The organism is Rhodococcus sp. P4_C10 (assembly GCF_056402135.1).
Genome location: NZ_JBFUHZ010000050.1, coordinates 47779 through 62231 on the forward strand (window position 1 = coordinate 47779; position 14453 = coordinate 62231).

Annotated in this window: 15 protein-coding genes; 6 read left to right on the forward strand and 9 right to left on the reverse strand. The window is 67.4% G+C overall.

Annotation, left to right across the window (positions count from 1 at the left end):
• The first annotated feature begins 311 nt into the window (after nucleotides 1-311).
• Nucleotides 312-1403: a GmrSD restriction endonuclease domain-containing protein gene (locus tag AC1DWC_RS23300; protein WP_477911847.1), complete on the forward strand. Its 1092-nt coding sequence runs from the start codon at nucleotides 312-314 to the stop codon at nucleotides 1401-1403.
• Between the two features lie 114 nt (nucleotides 1404-1517).
• Entirely contained in the window at nucleotides 1518-2309 is a 792-nt protein-coding gene (locus AC1DWC_RS23305) for a phosphatidylethanolamine N-methyltransferase family domain-containing protein (protein WP_477911849.1), read from the forward strand.
• Nucleotides 2310-2448: 139 nt separating this feature from the next.
• Here AC1DWC_RS23305 and AC1DWC_RS23310 read toward each other — a convergent pair whose 3' ends face one another.
• From AC1DWC_RS23310 to AC1DWC_RS23340, 7 genes are all read right to left on the reverse strand, one after another.
• Complete coding sequence (locus tag AC1DWC_RS23310) at nucleotides 2449-2955, reverse strand: MaoC family dehydratase (RefSeq protein WP_477911851.1); 507 nt, start codon at nucleotides 2953-2955, stop codon at nucleotides 2449-2451.
• The gene (locus AC1DWC_RS23315) at nucleotides 2952-3722 is read right to left on the reverse strand and encodes an SDR family NAD(P)-dependent oxidoreductase (protein WP_072847264.1); all 771 of its coding nucleotides are present in this window, start codon (nucleotides 3720-3722) and stop codon (nucleotides 2952-2954) included. Before AC1DWC_RS23315 ends, AC1DWC_RS23310 begins: the two co-directional genes overlap by 4 nt.
• A gap of 2 nt (nucleotides 3723-3724) precedes the next feature.
• Entirely contained in the window at nucleotides 3725-4936 is a 1212-nt protein-coding gene (locus AC1DWC_RS23320) for an acetyl-CoA C-acetyltransferase (protein WP_477911854.1), read from the reverse strand.
• 155 nt (nucleotides 4937-5091) lie between these two features.
• On the reverse strand, nucleotides 5092-5784 hold the full coding sequence (locus AC1DWC_RS23325; RefSeq protein WP_477911856.1) for an HAD family hydrolase: 693 nt from the start codon (nucleotides 5782-5784) through the stop codon (nucleotides 5092-5094).
• A gap of 2 nt (nucleotides 5785-5786) precedes the next feature.
• Nucleotides 5787-6545, reverse strand: coding sequence for an SDR family oxidoreductase (locus AC1DWC_RS23330; RefSeq protein WP_477911858.1), 759 nt, complete (start codon nucleotides 6543-6545; stop codon nucleotides 5787-5789).
• A gap of 138 nt (nucleotides 6546-6683) precedes the next feature.
• A complete protein-coding gene (locus AC1DWC_RS23335; RefSeq protein WP_477911860.1) occupies nucleotides 6684-7679 on the reverse strand; it encodes an NADP-dependent oxidoreductase in 996 nt (331 codons plus the stop codon).
• On the reverse strand, nucleotides 7676-8608 hold the full coding sequence (locus AC1DWC_RS23340) for an amidohydrolase family protein (RefSeq protein WP_477840029.1): 933 nt from the start codon (nucleotides 8606-8608) through the stop codon (nucleotides 7676-7678). Before AC1DWC_RS23340 ends, AC1DWC_RS23335 begins: the two co-directional genes overlap by 4 nt.
• Before the next feature lie 127 nt (nucleotides 8609-8735).
• Here AC1DWC_RS23340 and AC1DWC_RS23345 point away from each other — a divergent pair, with 127 nt between their 5' ends.
• From AC1DWC_RS23345 to AC1DWC_RS23360, 4 genes are read left to right on the forward strand one after another with little or no spacing between them, the layout of a single operon-like run.
• Nucleotides 8736-9728: a zinc-binding dehydrogenase gene (locus tag AC1DWC_RS23345; RefSeq protein ID WP_477911862.1), complete on the forward strand. Its 993-nt coding sequence runs from the start codon at nucleotides 8736-8738 to the stop codon at nucleotides 9726-9728.
• Nucleotides 9725-10177 carry a hypothetical protein gene (locus AC1DWC_RS23350; RefSeq protein ID WP_477911864.1) on the forward strand — a complete coding sequence of 151 codons (453 nt, stop codon included), beginning with the start codon at nucleotides 9725-9727 and terminating at the stop codon, nucleotides 10175-10177. Before AC1DWC_RS23345 ends, AC1DWC_RS23350 begins: the two co-directional genes overlap by 4 nt.
• Entirely contained in the window at nucleotides 10174-10563 is a 390-nt protein-coding gene (locus AC1DWC_RS23355; protein ID WP_477911866.1) for a hypothetical protein, read from the forward strand. Before AC1DWC_RS23350 ends, AC1DWC_RS23355 begins: the two co-directional genes overlap by 4 nt.
• The gene (locus AC1DWC_RS23360) at nucleotides 10560-12191 is read left to right on the forward strand and encodes a 3-(methylthio)propionyl-CoA ligase (RefSeq protein WP_477911868.1); all 1632 of its coding nucleotides are present in this window, start codon (nucleotides 10560-10562) and stop codon (nucleotides 12189-12191) included. Before AC1DWC_RS23355 ends, AC1DWC_RS23360 begins: the two co-directional genes overlap by 4 nt.
• A gap of 151 nt (nucleotides 12192-12342) precedes the next feature.
• On the opposite strand, the gene AC1DWC_RS23365 is transcribed toward AC1DWC_RS23360, so the two are convergent.
• Nucleotides 12343-13401 (reverse strand): YeiH family protein, encoded by a 1059-nt coding sequence (locus AC1DWC_RS23365; RefSeq protein WP_477911870.1) that lies wholly within the window; start codon nucleotides 13399-13401, stop codon nucleotides 12343-12345.
• A 341-nt stretch (nucleotides 13402-13742) separates the two neighbouring features.
• Nucleotides 13743-14453 (reverse strand): NAD(P)(+) transhydrogenase (Re/Si-specific) subunit beta (locus AC1DWC_RS23370; RefSeq protein WP_477911872.1); only part of this gene is annotated, 711 nt, incomplete at its 5' end.

Consider the following 14453-nt stretch of genomic DNA (forward strand, 5'->3'; position numbering starts at 1 on the left):
TGTGTGAACATCCGGGAGCGACGGAGGCGTCTTTGCATTCCCCTACCAAAGAGCCTGCAGGCTCACTGTAGCCGATCCGGTCCGGGCCGCCGACGGCGGTCGGCACGCACCATCTCCACCAAAAGCGCTGAGTGCCATGAACGGATGAATCCGTACCGCTTGACGCACGGGCCGCCCGATCACCTGGTAGGGATGCGGTGACCTGAAACGAAGGAACGCCGTTGTACCGCCCACCAGCACCGCCACCGGAACCCGTCCCGCGCACCAAACGCGCCCGCAGCCTCCTCCCCTGGATCGCGGGCGCAGTGGGCGTGGCTGCGGCTGTCGGGTTCTTCGCACCCGACGCGCCCGCCCCGTCGTCTACGACGACAGCCTCGACGACGGCGCAGACCACGGCCCCGACGACGACCCGGCGGGCGGACAAGCCGCTCTCCACGCCGACGGAGAAGCCCCTCGCCGCACCGGCCGTGACCGGAAGCGCCGACACCTCAGACTCCGCGACCGGCGCGCTCGCCACCCTCGGCACCCTGCCGGTCAAGGGTCGCGCCCCGAAGACCGGTTACGACCGCGCCCTGTTCGGGCAGGCCTGGTCCGACGACGTGACCGTCGACGGCGGCCACAACGGCTGCGACACCCGCAACGACATCCTGCGACGCGACCTGACCGCGGTCGCGCTCAAACCCGGCGCCAACGGCTGCACCGTCCTGTCCGGTACCCTCGCCGACGCCTACACCGGTGCCACCATCGACTTCACCCGCGGCCAGGACACGTCGCGGGCAGTGGAGATCGATCACGTGGTGGCTCTGTCGGATTCGTGGCAGAAGGGCGCGCAGCAACTCGACGAGCCGGCGCGCCGCAACTTCGCGAACGACCCCCGGAACCTGCAGGCGGTCGACGGCCCGACCAACCAGCGCAAGAGCGACGGCGACGCCGCCACCTGGCTGCCACCGAGCAAGGCGTACCGCTGCACCTACGTCGCCCGACAGGTCGAGGTGAAGGCCGCGTACCGCCTGTGGGTCACCGAGGCCGAGCGAGACGCGATCGCGCGGGTGCTCGGGGACTGCGGCGCGGCACCGGCCCGGGTGGTGCCGGCGGCCGCCGACGAGCAGTCCGACGACAGGGACCGTGCGGTGGCGCCGCGGACGGCACCCGAGCCGGTGCGAGAGCAGGTCCCCGCTCCCCCGGCACCCGCACCGCGCCAACAAGCCCCGGCGCCGGCCCCGCCCGTCGTCGCTCCCGCGCCCGTCCCGTTGGTCGCCCCGCCGGAGCCGGCGCCCCGCGCGGCCGTGTCGTACGCCAACTGCAGCGCCGTCCGCGCCGCGGGTGCGGCCCCGATCCACGCCGGCGATCCCGGCTACAGCAGCAAGCTCGATCGGGACGGCGACGGGGTCGCCTGCGAGTAGCTCCGCCGAACTCGCCGCAGCGGACCCGCCACTCGTGATAGAACACGTTCTAATTGTGTGCGGCGGATCACCGCGCGGCGCACGGCCACGACCGCACGCCACCGAAGGATCTCGATGCACTGGTACACCGGGAACACCGCCTACGACACCGTCCTGACGATCGCATTCGCGTTCGCCGCATTCGTCATCGTCGGCGGTCTCTTCGCGCAGAGTTCGTACGGCCGATTCTCTTCGACCACACTGGGATTCAATCTCAACCCGAAGCTGGGCTGGTGGTTGATGGAGATCCCCGCGACGGTGGTCTTCGCGGTCTTCTACCTCTCGGGACCGAACCGTTTCGAACCCACGTCGCTGGTGCTTGCCGCGATCTGGCTGCTGCACTACGCCAACCGCGGTTGGTTCTTCCCGCTGTCCATCCGGCAGGTTCCCGGCAAACGCAGCACGTTCAACGTGTCGGTCATCGTCATGGGCATGCTGGTGACCTGCATGCACGGCTACCTCAACGGCGCCTTCTTCAGCCACGACTACCTCGGCCAGTACGGCACCGAGTGGCTCACGGACCCGCGCTTCCTGACCGGCGTCGTGATCTACCTCGGCGGGTTCGTCCTGCTGGTGAACTCTGAGTCCATCGTGCGCAACCTGCGCGACAAGGCGAACCCGGGTGCCACCGAGTACAAGGTTCCCTACGGCGGCGGGTTCCGGTTCGTCACCAGCCCCGCCTATCTCGGCGAGCTGATCGCGTGGGCCGGCTTCGCACTGCTGACCTGGTCGCTGGCGGGAGTCGTCATCTTCCTGATCACCGCGGGCAACCTGATCCCCCGAGCCGTCGCCACCCACAAGTGGTACCGGGAGAAGTTCGCCGACTACCCGGACGACCGGAGGGCGCTCGTGCCGTACCTGGTCTGAGATGACAGGTCAGGTCCACCGCACTTCTCCGGAGACGAGCAGTAGGTCGGATTCGCGCACCCGGCGGACACCCTCATCGCGAATCCGACCCACCACGATCGTGACAGCCCGTCGCCGACGGGCTGAGTGAACAGCCTGCCTAGGCCAGGAAGCGGGCCAGCGTCTCTGCAATGCAGACCGGCTTGGCCGCGCCCTCGCATTCGACAGTCACCTTCAGCAGGACCTGGACTCCCCCGGGCACCTCGTCCACGGCAGTCAGCTTCCCGTGAGCCCGGACCCGCGCGCCGGCGGGGACGGGTGCGGGGAAGCGCACCCGGTCGAGTCCGTAGTTCACGGCCGCCGTCACGTTCTCGACGCGGATGATGTCCTCCAGGAACCGGGACAGCAGCGAAAGCGTCAGGTACCCGTGGCCGATCGTTCCGCCGAAGGGGCCCTCGGCCGCCCGCACCGGATCGGTGTGGATCCACTGCCGGTCCTCGGTGCATTCGGCGAAGGTGTCGATCCGGTCCTGCGTCACGCTGACCCAGTCACTGGTTCCGAGATCGGTGCCGGCCGCCGTTCGCAGTTCGTCGAGGGAGCCGAAGGTGGTCCCCCCCGTGATGGTCCGCCCCGTCTTGGTCAGCTCCGTCACGGTCCCCTCCGTCATATGGAGACTCCACCGTCCACGGGAAGCACGACGCCGGTGATGTACCCGGCCTCGATCGAGGCGAGGAACGCCACGGCGGCGGCCATCTCGCGCGGGTCGGCGAACCGGCCCATCGGGACCTGCGAGTTCAACTCGGCCCTCTTGTCGTCCGGGATGGAGGCGATCATGCGGGTCTCGGCGTTCGGGGAGATCGCGTTGACGGTGACGCCGAATCGGGCGAGTTCCTTGGCCGCGGTCTTGGTGAAACCGATGATCCCGGCCTTGGCCATCGCGTAGTTGGACTGACCGGGGTTGCCGCGCAGACCTGTGTACGAGGTGACGTTGACGATGCGGCCGTACCCGCGGTCACGGAAGTGCGGCACGCACGCCCGGGTGAACCGGAAGGTTCCGCCGGCGTGGACGGCCATCACCTGCTCGTAGTCGTCGTCGCTGAGCTTCCACAGCACCCGGTCGCGGAGAATGCCGGCGTTGTTGACGAGCACGTCGATCCGGCCGGTCTCGCCGACCACCTTGTCGACGACCGCCTGAACCGACGCGCTGTCGCTGACGTCGGCCACCGCCGAGCGGCACCCCACGTCCGCCACGGCCTCCACCAGGGCGTCACCGTCGAAGTCGACGAGGTACACCACGGCACCGGCCTCGTGGAAGAAGCGACCCAGTTCCAAGCCGATGCCGCGCGCGCCACCGGTGACGATCACGGACTGCCCCGCGAAGTCGAAGGACAGGCTCGATGCGCTCTGCCGCTGTTCCACAATGGTTTCCGTCATGATCAGTTCAGCCTTTCGAAGATGATTGCCATGCCCTGGCCGCCGCCGATGCACATGGTCTCGAGACCGAACTGCCGGTCCCGTTCCTGGAGCGAGTGCAACAGGGTGGTTGTGATCCGGGCGCCGGTGGCCCCGAACGGGTGCCCGAGCGCGATCCCGCCGCCGTTGACGTTGAGCTTGTCGATGTCGATGCCGAGTTCGCGGTAGGAGGGGATCACCTGCGCGGCGAACGCCTCGTTGATCTCGACGAGGTCGATGTCGGAGATCGACAGACCGGCCTTCGCCAGGGCCCGCCGCGACGCCTCGACCGGTCCGAGACCCATGATCTCCGGCGACAGCCCGCTGACCGCGGTGGAGACGACCCGCGCCAGCGGGGTCAGTCCCAGCTCGGCGGCGCGGCGGTCGCTCATGACGACCAGTGCGGCGGCGCCGTCGTTGAGGGGGCACGCGTTGCCGGCCGTGACGGTGCCGGACTCGCGGAACACCGTCCGCAGCGTCGACAGCTTCTCGACGGTGGTCCCGGCGCGGGGTCCGTCGTCGGCCCGCACGACGGTCCCGTCCGGCAACACGACCGGCGTGATCTCCCGGTCGAAGAACCCGTCCGCGATCGCCTTCTCGGCCAACTGCTGTGAGCGCGCGGCGAACTCGTCCTGCTCGGCCCGGCTGATCCCGCGCAGCGTCGCGACGTTCTCCGCCGTCTGCCCCATCGAGACGTAGATGTCGGGAAGTGCACCCTCGGCCCGCGGATCGGTCCACGCCCGGTTGGTCGCGGCGAGCTCCGCCGTCCGTGCCTGAGCCTGCGCGAAGAACGGATTCTGGAACTGCTCCTCGCCGACGCCCACGCCGTACCGCGAGACGCACTCGACACCGGCCGAGATGAACACGTCACCGTCACCGGCCTTGATCGCGTTCACCGCCATCCGCGTGGTCTGCACGCTCGACGCACATGCGCGGTTCACCGTGGCGCCGGGGACAGCGTCCATGCCCAGCTGAACCGCGACACGCCTGGCGATGTTCTCGCTGTGCTCGCCGCTGTGCTCCCAACCACCCAGGTACAGGTCCTCGACAGAGTTCGGGTCGAGCGCCGGCACCAGGTCCAACGCCGCCCGAACCATCTGCGCTGCAAGATCGTCCGGCCGCATCCCGGTCAACGACCCCTTGCCCGCTCGGCCGATCGGCGAGCGCGCGGTCGCGACGATGACTGCTTCGGTCATGATTCGTAACTCCCGTTCCGCCGGCAGCAGCCGGCACAGGTCACAGCGCCATCGCGCGTGATGACTTCCTTGCGTCCTTCACGGACTCGGTCGAACCGGTCCCCGCCCGCCGCGTCGGCGTTCACCCGAGCGGGCGGGCGGGGCTCCAGTTCCGTTTACTTCAAACCTTTTTCACCGGCGAGTCCGTCGATCCACCGGGAGAGCGCGGCGCGGGTGGCGTCGACATCTCGGTGGTGCACCGCACGGAGGCCGAACTGCGAGGCCGCGTCGGTGTTGACGTCCGCATCGTCGACGAAGGCAACCTTCTCGCTCGGCAACTCGAGCAGGTTCAGCACATGCTCGAAGGCGTCCCGGTCGGGCTTGCGCTTCCCGATCTCCCCCGAGATGACCACCGGGGAGAACAGCGCGTCGATCTGTGCGCGGGGGTAGGTGTTTCCCCAGCTGTTGGACAGCAGGGCCACGCGGATGCCGAGTGCTCTCAGGTCTGCCACGAGTTCGAGCATCTCGGGTGCGAGTCGCATCTCGGCAAACATCCCGGCGAGCAACCCGGTGGACTCGACGGGTCCGTCGTCACGGGAGCGGAGTTCCGCCGCCAGCAGCGAGTCGAACTCGGGGATGCTGATGTGGCCCTTCTCCAACCGGTGGATCGGGGTGCCGTCGGGGGCATCGCGGGACATCCACGACTTCAGCACCCGCGAGAACGAGTCGGGATCGATCCGATCCCGGTCCATCCACGCACGAAGGGAGTCGCCCACCGGCGTGGTCAGAACTCCGCCGTAGTCGAACACGACGGCTTCGACGGACGCCGCGTCCAACCCGGTCCGAGAACCGGCAACCTGCGGGCCCATACCTACTCGGCCCCGCCGACGAGGGTGAGGCCGCCGTCGACCACCATTGTCTGACCGGTGATCCAGGACGCGTCGTGGGACAGCAGGAAGGCGACGGCGCCGGCGATGTCACTCGGGTCGCCGAGTCGCTTGAGCGGGTACACGGAGCTCACCGCTTCCTCCCGCCCCTCGTACAGGGCGGAGGCGAACTTCGTCTTGACCACGGCGGGAGCGACCGCGTTGACCCGGATCCCGGGCCCGTTCTCCACCGCGAGCTGCGAGGTGAGGTGCGTGAGCAACGCCTTCGTGGCTCCGTAGAAGCCGATACCGGGCGACGTCTGCAGGCCGGCCACCGAGGTGACGTTGACGACGGATCCGCCGTGTTCACCCATCCAGGCTCTGTGCGCCTTCTGGATCCACGACAGCGTCGCCAGGCAGTTCACTTCCACGATCTTGCGGGCGGCCGCCGGGTCCAGGTCCATCAACGTCCCGTACACGGGGTTGATGCCGGTGTTGTTCACCAGGAAGTCGAGGCTCCCGAAGTTGTCGACGGCGCGCTGCACCGCCTCGCTCTGGTGATCGGCGTCGTCGCTGCTGCCGGCAACCGCGATGGCGTTCTGCGGACCGCCCAGCGCAGTGACCGCATCACCGAGGGATTCCGGATTACGGGCGGTGACAACAACTTTCGCGCCCTCGTCCACCAGGCGTTGGGCAATTCCCAAACCGATGCCCCGGCTCGCGCCGGTGACGATGGCAACCCGGCCCTCCAGTCGCTTACTCAATGCCTACTCCTTGATGGTCTGAAGGTGGCCCTACTGGACTGACTGCGGCACCCGCCGCTTCCCTCCTCCTCGAGCGGAGGAGGATCGCCGCCCTCCTGGCCGACAAGGTCCGACGACCAGGAGGGCGCGGCGTCGAACTCAGGGTTCGACGATCTGCTTTCCGAAGTTCCCGCCGCTCAGCATGCTGATGAATGCCTTGGGCGCGTTCTCGATTCCCACAGCGATGTCTTCCTTGTACTTGATCTTGCCCTCGGCGAGCCAGCCACCGAGCTCGGAGACGGCCGCCGGCCAGTACTCGCGGTGGTCGGCGATCACGAAGGAGTACACGTTGACGCGGTGCATCAGCAGGTGCCGCAGCCCCTTGACCCCGTAGGGCTCGGTGGCGTTGTACTGACTGATGTTGCCGCACAGTGCGATGCGTCCGTGATCCGCCATCCGGCCGAGAACCGCGTCGAAGACCGGGCCGCCGACGTTCTCGAACAGGACGTCGACGTAGTCGGGCGTCGCCGCCGCGAGGTCCTTCTCGAAGGTCTCCGACTTGTAGTCGACACACACGTCGAAGCCGAGCTCCTCGACGACGTACCGGCACTTCTCCGGTCCACCGGCGATACCGACGACGCGGCATCCCTTCAGCTTCGCGATCTGGCCGACCACGCCGCCGACCGCGCCGGAAGCGGCGGTCACGACGACGGTCTCGCCGGCCTGCGGCTTGGCCAGTTCCAGCAGACCGTAGTGCGCGGTGGCACCGGTCATCCCGAGGACGCTGAGCGAGGCCGAGAGCGGGCCGTTGGCCGGGTCGATGATCCGGACAACGTCCTTGGTGACCAGACCGTGGGTCCGCCAGCCCAGCGAGCACACGACGGTGGAGCCCACCGGCAACTCGGGATCCTTGCTCTCGATCACCTCGGCGACCGTCGTTCCGGGCATCACGTCGCCCGGGTTCAGGTGCGGCACGTAGGAGCGGATCGGATCCATCATGGGCCGCATGTAGGGGTCCAGGGACAGGTACAGCACCTTGACCAGCGCCTGACCATCGGCCGGGACGGGCAGGGCCGAGGACTCGACGAGGAAGTCGTCGACGGTGAGGTCTCCGGCGGGGTGCCGCCGCATCTTGACCTGAATGTTCTGGGTCATCGCGAGCCAGCTCCGTTCAGCAGCGCCTCGGCGTTGCGGTACATGTAGGCGTCCAGTGCGTTCTCGTCGATGTCGAGCGCGAGGGTCGCGTGCACCGACTCCTCGATCCCGGCGAACGAGTAGGCCGAGGCGTAGAGGAAGCGGCTGGGGAGCCAGTTCAGGCCCTGACGGAACGCGTCGCCGCCGGCGGCGAACATGTAGACGTCCGGGGAGATGAAGACGTTGTGCACGCCGGTCGCCTCGCTCTTGAACGCGAGGGCGATGGCCTCGTTGGCGTACGGGAAACAGCCGTGGCCGAGGATGACGGGCATGCTCGGGTGGCGGCGCGCGACGCGGTCGAAGCGAACCGGGTCGGTGTGGCTGATGTCGGGGCCGGCCAGCGGGCCGGACATGAACATCAGCGGCACGCCCAGGTCGGCGACCTTCTCGTAGATCGGGAACAGGCGCTCGTCGTCGGCATACATCGCCTCACGGGCCAGGCCCGGCTCCATGCACACGCCGGCCAGACCGTGCTCCTTCACCGCTACGTCGAGGCCGGCGACGATCTCGTCGACCGACTTGTCGAAGTCGATGCCCGCCAGACCGATGACCCGGTTCTCGGTGCGCGTGGTCAGCTCGGCCAGGTCCGCGTCCTCGATGTGCACGGGCACGGGGCGGTTGACCGAGTGCCGGCCGTTCATCACGCCCAGGCGCACGCCCGCGGAGTCCATCTCGGCGAGCATGGCGCGCAGCGCGCGATCCTCGGCGTTGGGGAACGGGTCCGTGCTGATCGTGTAGGAGCGCGGGGTCGGCATGCCCAGGATCCGGTTCACGGCGCCCACGACCGTGGGGGTGAAGAACCCGCGGTACGGGCCCGTCGGGGGACGCAGACGGAAATCGATGATCTTGCCGTCGAGGCGGGCGAGACGCGCTGCAATCTGATCGCTCATGCCAAAGCTCCTGACTCAAAGTGTGCGGGGGGGATCGACCGAAGTGGCCGTTCCTCTAGCACGATACCCTTCTTTTGTTTATTGTCGACATGAATCACAAGATTTCTTTTTCGATCGAGGAGTGCATATGAGAGCGGCCCGCATCGTCCCCAGCCCCGCCGGCGGCCGGGTCGAGGTCATCGACGTCCCCACATTGGTGCCGGGACCAGGCGATGTCCTTGTCCGCGTCAGGGCCTCGGCTCTCAACCGCGGCGAGATCCTCCAGGCGAGCAGAGTCAAGACCGGAAACCACCTGCCCATCGGAGTCGAGTTCGCGGGCGAGGTCGCGGCCGTGGGATCGGACGTCACCGCGTGGCAGGTCGGCGACCGGGTGATGGGGCACGGCAACGGCGGACAGGCCGAGTACGTGCTGGCCGCGCCGCTGAGCCTCATGGCGGTCCCGGAAGCCGCCACCTGGATCGACGCCGGCGCCTTCCCCAACGTGTTCACCACCGCGCACGACGCACTGATCACCAACGGTGAGATGCAGAAGGGCGAGGTCGTCCTCGTCAACGCCGCGTCGAGCGGCATCGGTATCGCAGCCATTCGGATCGCACAGGCCATGGGCGCCGGCGCCGTGATCGCGACCACCCGGTCGGCAGCCAAGGCGCAGCAACTCACGGACCTCGGAGTCGACTGCGTGATCGACGTTTCCACTGCCGACCAGGCCGAACAGGTCATGGTGTTCACCGACGGCCGCGGTGCCGACATCGTCATCGACTCCGTGGGCGGCACCGTCTTCGAGGACAACATCCGGTCGCTGGCGGTGAAGGGGCGCCTGGTCAACATCGGACGACTCGGATCCGACACCGCCACAATCGATCTCGCCGCCCTGTGGCTCAAGCGGCTGAAGCTGATCGGCGTGACCTTCAAGACCCGCACCGAGGAGGAGCGCCTCGCCTGCATCCAGGCGTGTGCCCGAGACCTCCTGTCCCACTTTGCCGAAGGCCGGCTCCAGATTCCGATCGACCGGGTCTTCCCCATCGACGCCATCGCGGAGGCTCACGACTACATGAAGTCCGACCAGCACGTCGGCAAGATCGTGATGGCGGTCGACACCGAACTGGCGCAGGCCCGATGAGGACCGCCTCGCACCTGTCGAAGTTCGATCGACTGTGTGCGCTGCGGGACAGGTTCGACCCGCTCGACGACTTCGAACTCTGGTACTGGACCACCCTGACCGCCGGCACGAACGCCTACAACGCCTGCCTGCACCTCGCCGGGATCACCAGCGACGATCCCGTGTTCTCGACGATCCCCGGCGTCCACCTCGCGCAACAGCCGGACGGCAGCTACGCGCGCATTCTCCGCGGCCCCGGGGACGTCAGCCACGTCGGCTGGCCTCCCATCGAAGGGGAGATTCCCGCCGACATCCGCGAACTCGAGGAGGTCATCGAGGCCATCGAGGAGCACCGCGATCCGTGTCTGCGCGGCGACCGCACACCGACGCAGGAGATCGTCGACAGCTGCGAGCACCACTTCGCGCAGGTCCAGAAGATCCTGTTCGCCCGATCGGAGGAGCTCGGATGAAGGCCGAACGGCATCGCCAGATCGCGGAACGCATCGAACGCTCGGTCGCGCTCTGTCACGACGACGACTGGGAGATCCAGATCGAGGCCGCAATGCTCGCCGGTACCCACTGGGCGAACTATGCGCTGCACCAGCACGGGGTCGCGCTGCAGGACGAGGACATCGTGCACACCTCGATGCTGGTGGTGAACACGGTGCGGAAGTACAAGATCGTCGAGGCGGAGCTGATCACCGCCCTCGAGAAGATCGAGGAACTGCGTCCGCTCTACGTGCGCGGCGACGTCGCCGGCGGCCCCGAGGCGGGCCGCCGAGCTCTCGATCTGCTCGGAACGATCTCCGCGCAGGCCCGCAAGTCCGATGAACTCGCCCGAAGGGGGCTCTCGTGAACAGTCTGATGATGAAGCAGCCCTTGCTGGTCTCGTCGATACTCGAACATGCGCAACGCCATCACGGCGACCAGGAGATCGTCTCCTGCCGGACAGAGGGCGACATCCACCGCTACAGCTTCCGCGAACTCGCGGTACGCGCACGCAAGATGGCTCAGGCGCTGGCGCGCCTCGGCGCCGGGCCGGGGACGCGGGTCGGCACGCTGGCGTGGAACGGCTACCGGCACCTCGAGCTGTACTACGCGGCATCCGGATCGGGGGCGGTGCTCCACACCCTGAACCCGCGACTGCACCCCGATCAGCTCGAGTGGATCGCGTCCGACGCGGAGGACCAGGTCATCTTCTTCGACCTGACCTTCCTGCCGCTGATCCAGGAACTGGCACCGCGGCTCCCCCAGGTGCGCCACTTCGTACTCATGTCGGACAGCAGCCACCTCCCGGACGCGCCGGCCGGAATCCTCGCCTACGACGACCTGATCGACAACGAGTCCGGCGACTACCAGTGGCCGCTCTTCGACGAGGACGCCCCCTCCTCGCTGTGCTACACCAGCGGCACCACCGGAAACCCCAAGGGCGTGCTGTACAGCCACCGTTCCACCGTCCTGCATTCCATGGCCGTCGGACTGCCCGATTCCATGGGTGTCTCCGCGCGAGACGCCGTCATGCCGGTCGTGCCGATGTTCCACGTCAATGCCTGGGGACTGCCGTACACGGCATGCATGGTCGGCGCCAAGATCGTCTTCCCCGGCGCCGCGCTCGACGGACAGTCGCTCTACGGCCTGGTCGAGGCGGAGCAGGTCACCATCTCGGCCAGCGTGCCGACGGTCTGGCAGGGCCAACTCCAGTACACAGAGTCGAAGGGCCTGCGGTTCACCAGCCTCGAGCGCGCGGTCATCGGCGGAGCCGCCTGCCCGCCGGCGATGCTCCGGCTGCTGGAGGAGACCTACGGCGTCACCGTCATTCACGGCTGGGGCATGACGGAGACCAGCCCCTTCGGCACCGCGTCGGTCCTCAAGGGCAAGCACCTCGGTGCCGGCGACGAGGAGCGTTACGCGAAGCAGGGCAAGCAGGGGCGGTGCGTCTTCGGCATCGACCTGAAGATCGTCGACGACGGCGGAAACGAAGTTTCCTGGGACGGAACGTCTTCCGGCCACCTCATGGTCCGGGGTCACTGGGTGCTCGCGCACTACTTCCACAAGGAGGACCAGGACCCGCTGGTCGACGGATGGTTCCCCACCGGCGACATCGCCACGATCGACTCGGACGGCTTCATGCAGATCACCGACCGCAGCAAGGACGTGATCAAGTCGGGCGGCGAGTGGATCAGCTCGATCGACCTCGAGAACATCGCGATGTCGCATCCTGACGTCGCTCTCGCTGCCTGCGTCGGGGTGTTCCACCCCAAGTGGGACGAACGGCCCCTGCTTGTTGCCGTGCGCGAGCCGGGGGCAACCGTTTCCGCCGCCGAGTTGCTGGCGTCCTTCGACGGCCAGGTCGCCAAGTGGTGGGTCCCCGACGACGTCGTCTTCGTCGACTCGATTCCCCTGGGGAGTACCGGAAAGATCGTGAAGGCCCCGCTGCGGGAGCAGTTCCGCGACCATCTGGTCGCCGCTCCGGCACCGAGCTAGACCCTGATCTGAACCACCACTGATCTGAACCACCGAAGTTGGCGGTCGAGCAACGTGCTCGGGCTCGTGTGCGGCCGCCTGTACGGACAGACAAATGCCTGCCGCACATTGAGTGCGGCAGGCATTGGGCCGGTCTCGATCAGTTCTCTTCTCAGAGCAGGAACACCCCGGCCATCGCGGTGAGCGCCACCAGGAGGGTGGACAGTGCTGCCAGGATGAACGGTTTGGATCCGACCTTCTTGATCGTGGCCACCCGGACGCCGGCGCCGAGTCCGAACATCGCGGCGGTCAGCAGCGCGGTCTGGAGAGATCCGGCGAAGGAGAGGACACCGGCGGGAACGACTCCCGTCGACCGGAACGCCACGAACACCAGGAACACCACGACGAACAGCGGCATCAGCGGAGGCCGCTTGACCTGCGTCTGCTGACCGTCCGACCGCTTGCGGGCCATCACGCTCAGGACCACCATGACGGGCGCCAGCATGATCACGCGGGCCAACTTGACCAGCGTCGCCACGGTCAGCGCCAAGCCGCCGATGATGCCGCCGGCGGCAACCACCTGCGCGACCTCGTGGATAGATCCACCGGCCAGGAGTCCCGCGTGGAAGCCGTCGAGCCCCAGCGCGCCGGCCAGCAGCGGGACCGTCGGGATCACCAGGGTGCCGAAGATGACGACGAGGGCCACCGCGGTGAGCACCTCCTCCTCGTCCGCATCGACAACACCGTCGGCGGCGGCGCCGGCCGCCGCACCACAGATCGAGAAGCCGCAGGCGATCAGGACACGCTGGGTCCACGAGATACCGAGCAGGTGCCCCATGAACATGGTGCCGGAGATGCCGACGACGACGATCGCCACGACCATCGCGATGACGCCCCAGCCCAGGTTCAGAATGTCACCGAGGACGAGCTGCAGGCCCAGGAGCGAGATTCCGACGCGGAGAAGCTTCTTGGAGGTGAAGGTGAGGCCGGGCGCAAGCCTCGACGGCAACGCCACCGCATTCGCGAGCACGGCGCCCGCCAGGATCGCGATCAGCAGCGGACTCAGCGTGGGAATGAAGTGCTTGATGCCCATGGCCACGGCGGCGCCGGCGGCGCACACTGCGACACCCGGGACGAACTTTCTGATCCCGTCCAGCCGAGACCTCTCGACAGACTGAGTGGAAGTCGCGATTTCTGGCGATGACACATGTTGTCCCAGTTCACTTTTCATGGTTTCAACGCTACGCCGGTGACCGGGCTCACGGTAGACGAGAATTGACATCACTACATATGCAATTGATATATGCAGCACGAGCGAACGAGAGTCCGCACCCGAACGGAGATCGCCCCCGAACACACGAAAGCGCCAGCGCTGCAATGAATTTTGCAGAGCGCTGACGCTTTTCGCAAGGAGCTACGGTGGGCGGGAACTTATCGTCTCGATATGGGGATAGCCAGATGCGCCGGGACCGGCTCGACCGCATTCTTCCGGTGAGCCGTGAGACGCGTTGACGGGTCCGAAGTTCCGTCAACGCGCCCCAAGTGGCGCAACCCTTTTGGAGGTCCTTCGCCTCAGAGTGCCTTGAGCTCCTCGGTGACCTCCGCGACCATCTTCTTCGCGTCACCGAACAGCATCGAGGTGGTGTCCGCGAAGAACAACGGGTTGTCGATACCCGCGTAMCCCGAGGACATCGACCGCTTGAGCACGATCACCGACCGSGCCTCGTCGACGTTGAGGATCGGCATCCCGTGAATCGGGCTCGACGGGTCGTTGCGCGCCGCCGGGTTCGTCACGTCGTTCGCGCCGATSACGATGGCGACGTCGGTGCGCGAGAACTCACCGTTGATGTCGTCCATCTCCTTCATCGCCTCGTACTCSACGTCCGCCTCCGCCAACAGCACGTTCATGTGACCGGGCATCCGGCCGGCGACCGGGTGGATCGCGTACTTGACCTCGACACCACGCGCCTCGAGCAACGCCGCCATCTCCTTGACCGCGTGCTGCGCCTGCGCCACCGCCAGACCGTAGCCGGGGACGACGATGACCTGGTTGGCGTACGCCATCTGGATCGCCGCATCCGACGCCGACGTCGCCTTGACGGTGCCGCCGGTCGCGCTGACCCCGCCCGCGGCGGCGGCGTCGCCACCGAACGAGCCGAAGATGATCGCCGGGATCGACCGGTTCATCGCCTTCGCCATCAGGTTCGTCAGGATGGTGCCCGACGCGCCGACGATCATGCCGGCGACGATCATCGCCTGGTTGTTCAGCGCCAGACCCGCCGC

Coding starts and splice junctions, on each gene's coding strand:
- AC1DWC_RS23340 (WP_477840029.1), bottom strand. CDS start 8,608: ATGAGCGATCAGATTGCAGCGCGTCTCGCCCGCCTCGACGGCAAGATC.
- AC1DWC_RS23355 (WP_477911866.1), top strand. CDS start 10,174: ATGAAGGCCGAACGGCATCGCCAGATCGCGGAACGCATCGAACGCTCG.
- AC1DWC_RS23315 (WP_072847264.1), bottom strand. CDS start 3,722: ATGACGGAAACCATTGTGGAACAGCGGCAGAGCGCATCGAGCCTGTCC.
- AC1DWC_RS23345 (WP_477911862.1), top strand. CDS start 8,736: ATGAGAGCGGCCCGCATCGTCCCCAGCCCCGCCGGCGGCCGGGTCGAG.
- AC1DWC_RS23365 (WP_477911870.1), bottom strand. CDS start 13,401: ATGAAAAGTGAACTGGGACAACATGTGTCATCGCCAGAAATCGCGACT.
- AC1DWC_RS23350 (WP_477911864.1), top strand. CDS start 9,725: ATGAGGACCGCCTCGCACCTGTCGAAGTTCGATCGACTGTGTGCGCTG.
- AC1DWC_RS23335 (WP_477911860.1), bottom strand. CDS start 7,679: ATGACCCAGAACATTCAGGTCAAGATGCGGCGGCACCCCGCCGGAGAC.
- AC1DWC_RS23310 (WP_477911851.1), bottom strand. CDS start 2,955: ATGACGGAGGGGACCGTGACGGAGCTGACCAAGACGGGGCGGACCATC.
- AC1DWC_RS23325 (WP_477911856.1), bottom strand. CDS start 5,784: ATGGGCCCGCAGGTTGCCGGTTCTCGGACCGGGTTGGACGCGGCGTCC.
- AC1DWC_RS23320 (WP_477911854.1), bottom strand. CDS start 4,936: ATGACCGAAGCAGTCATCGTCGCGACCGCGCGCTCGCCGATCGGCCGA.
- AC1DWC_RS23305 (WP_477911849.1), top strand. CDS start 1,518: ATGCACTGGTACACCGGGAACACCGCCTACGACACCGTCCTGACGATC.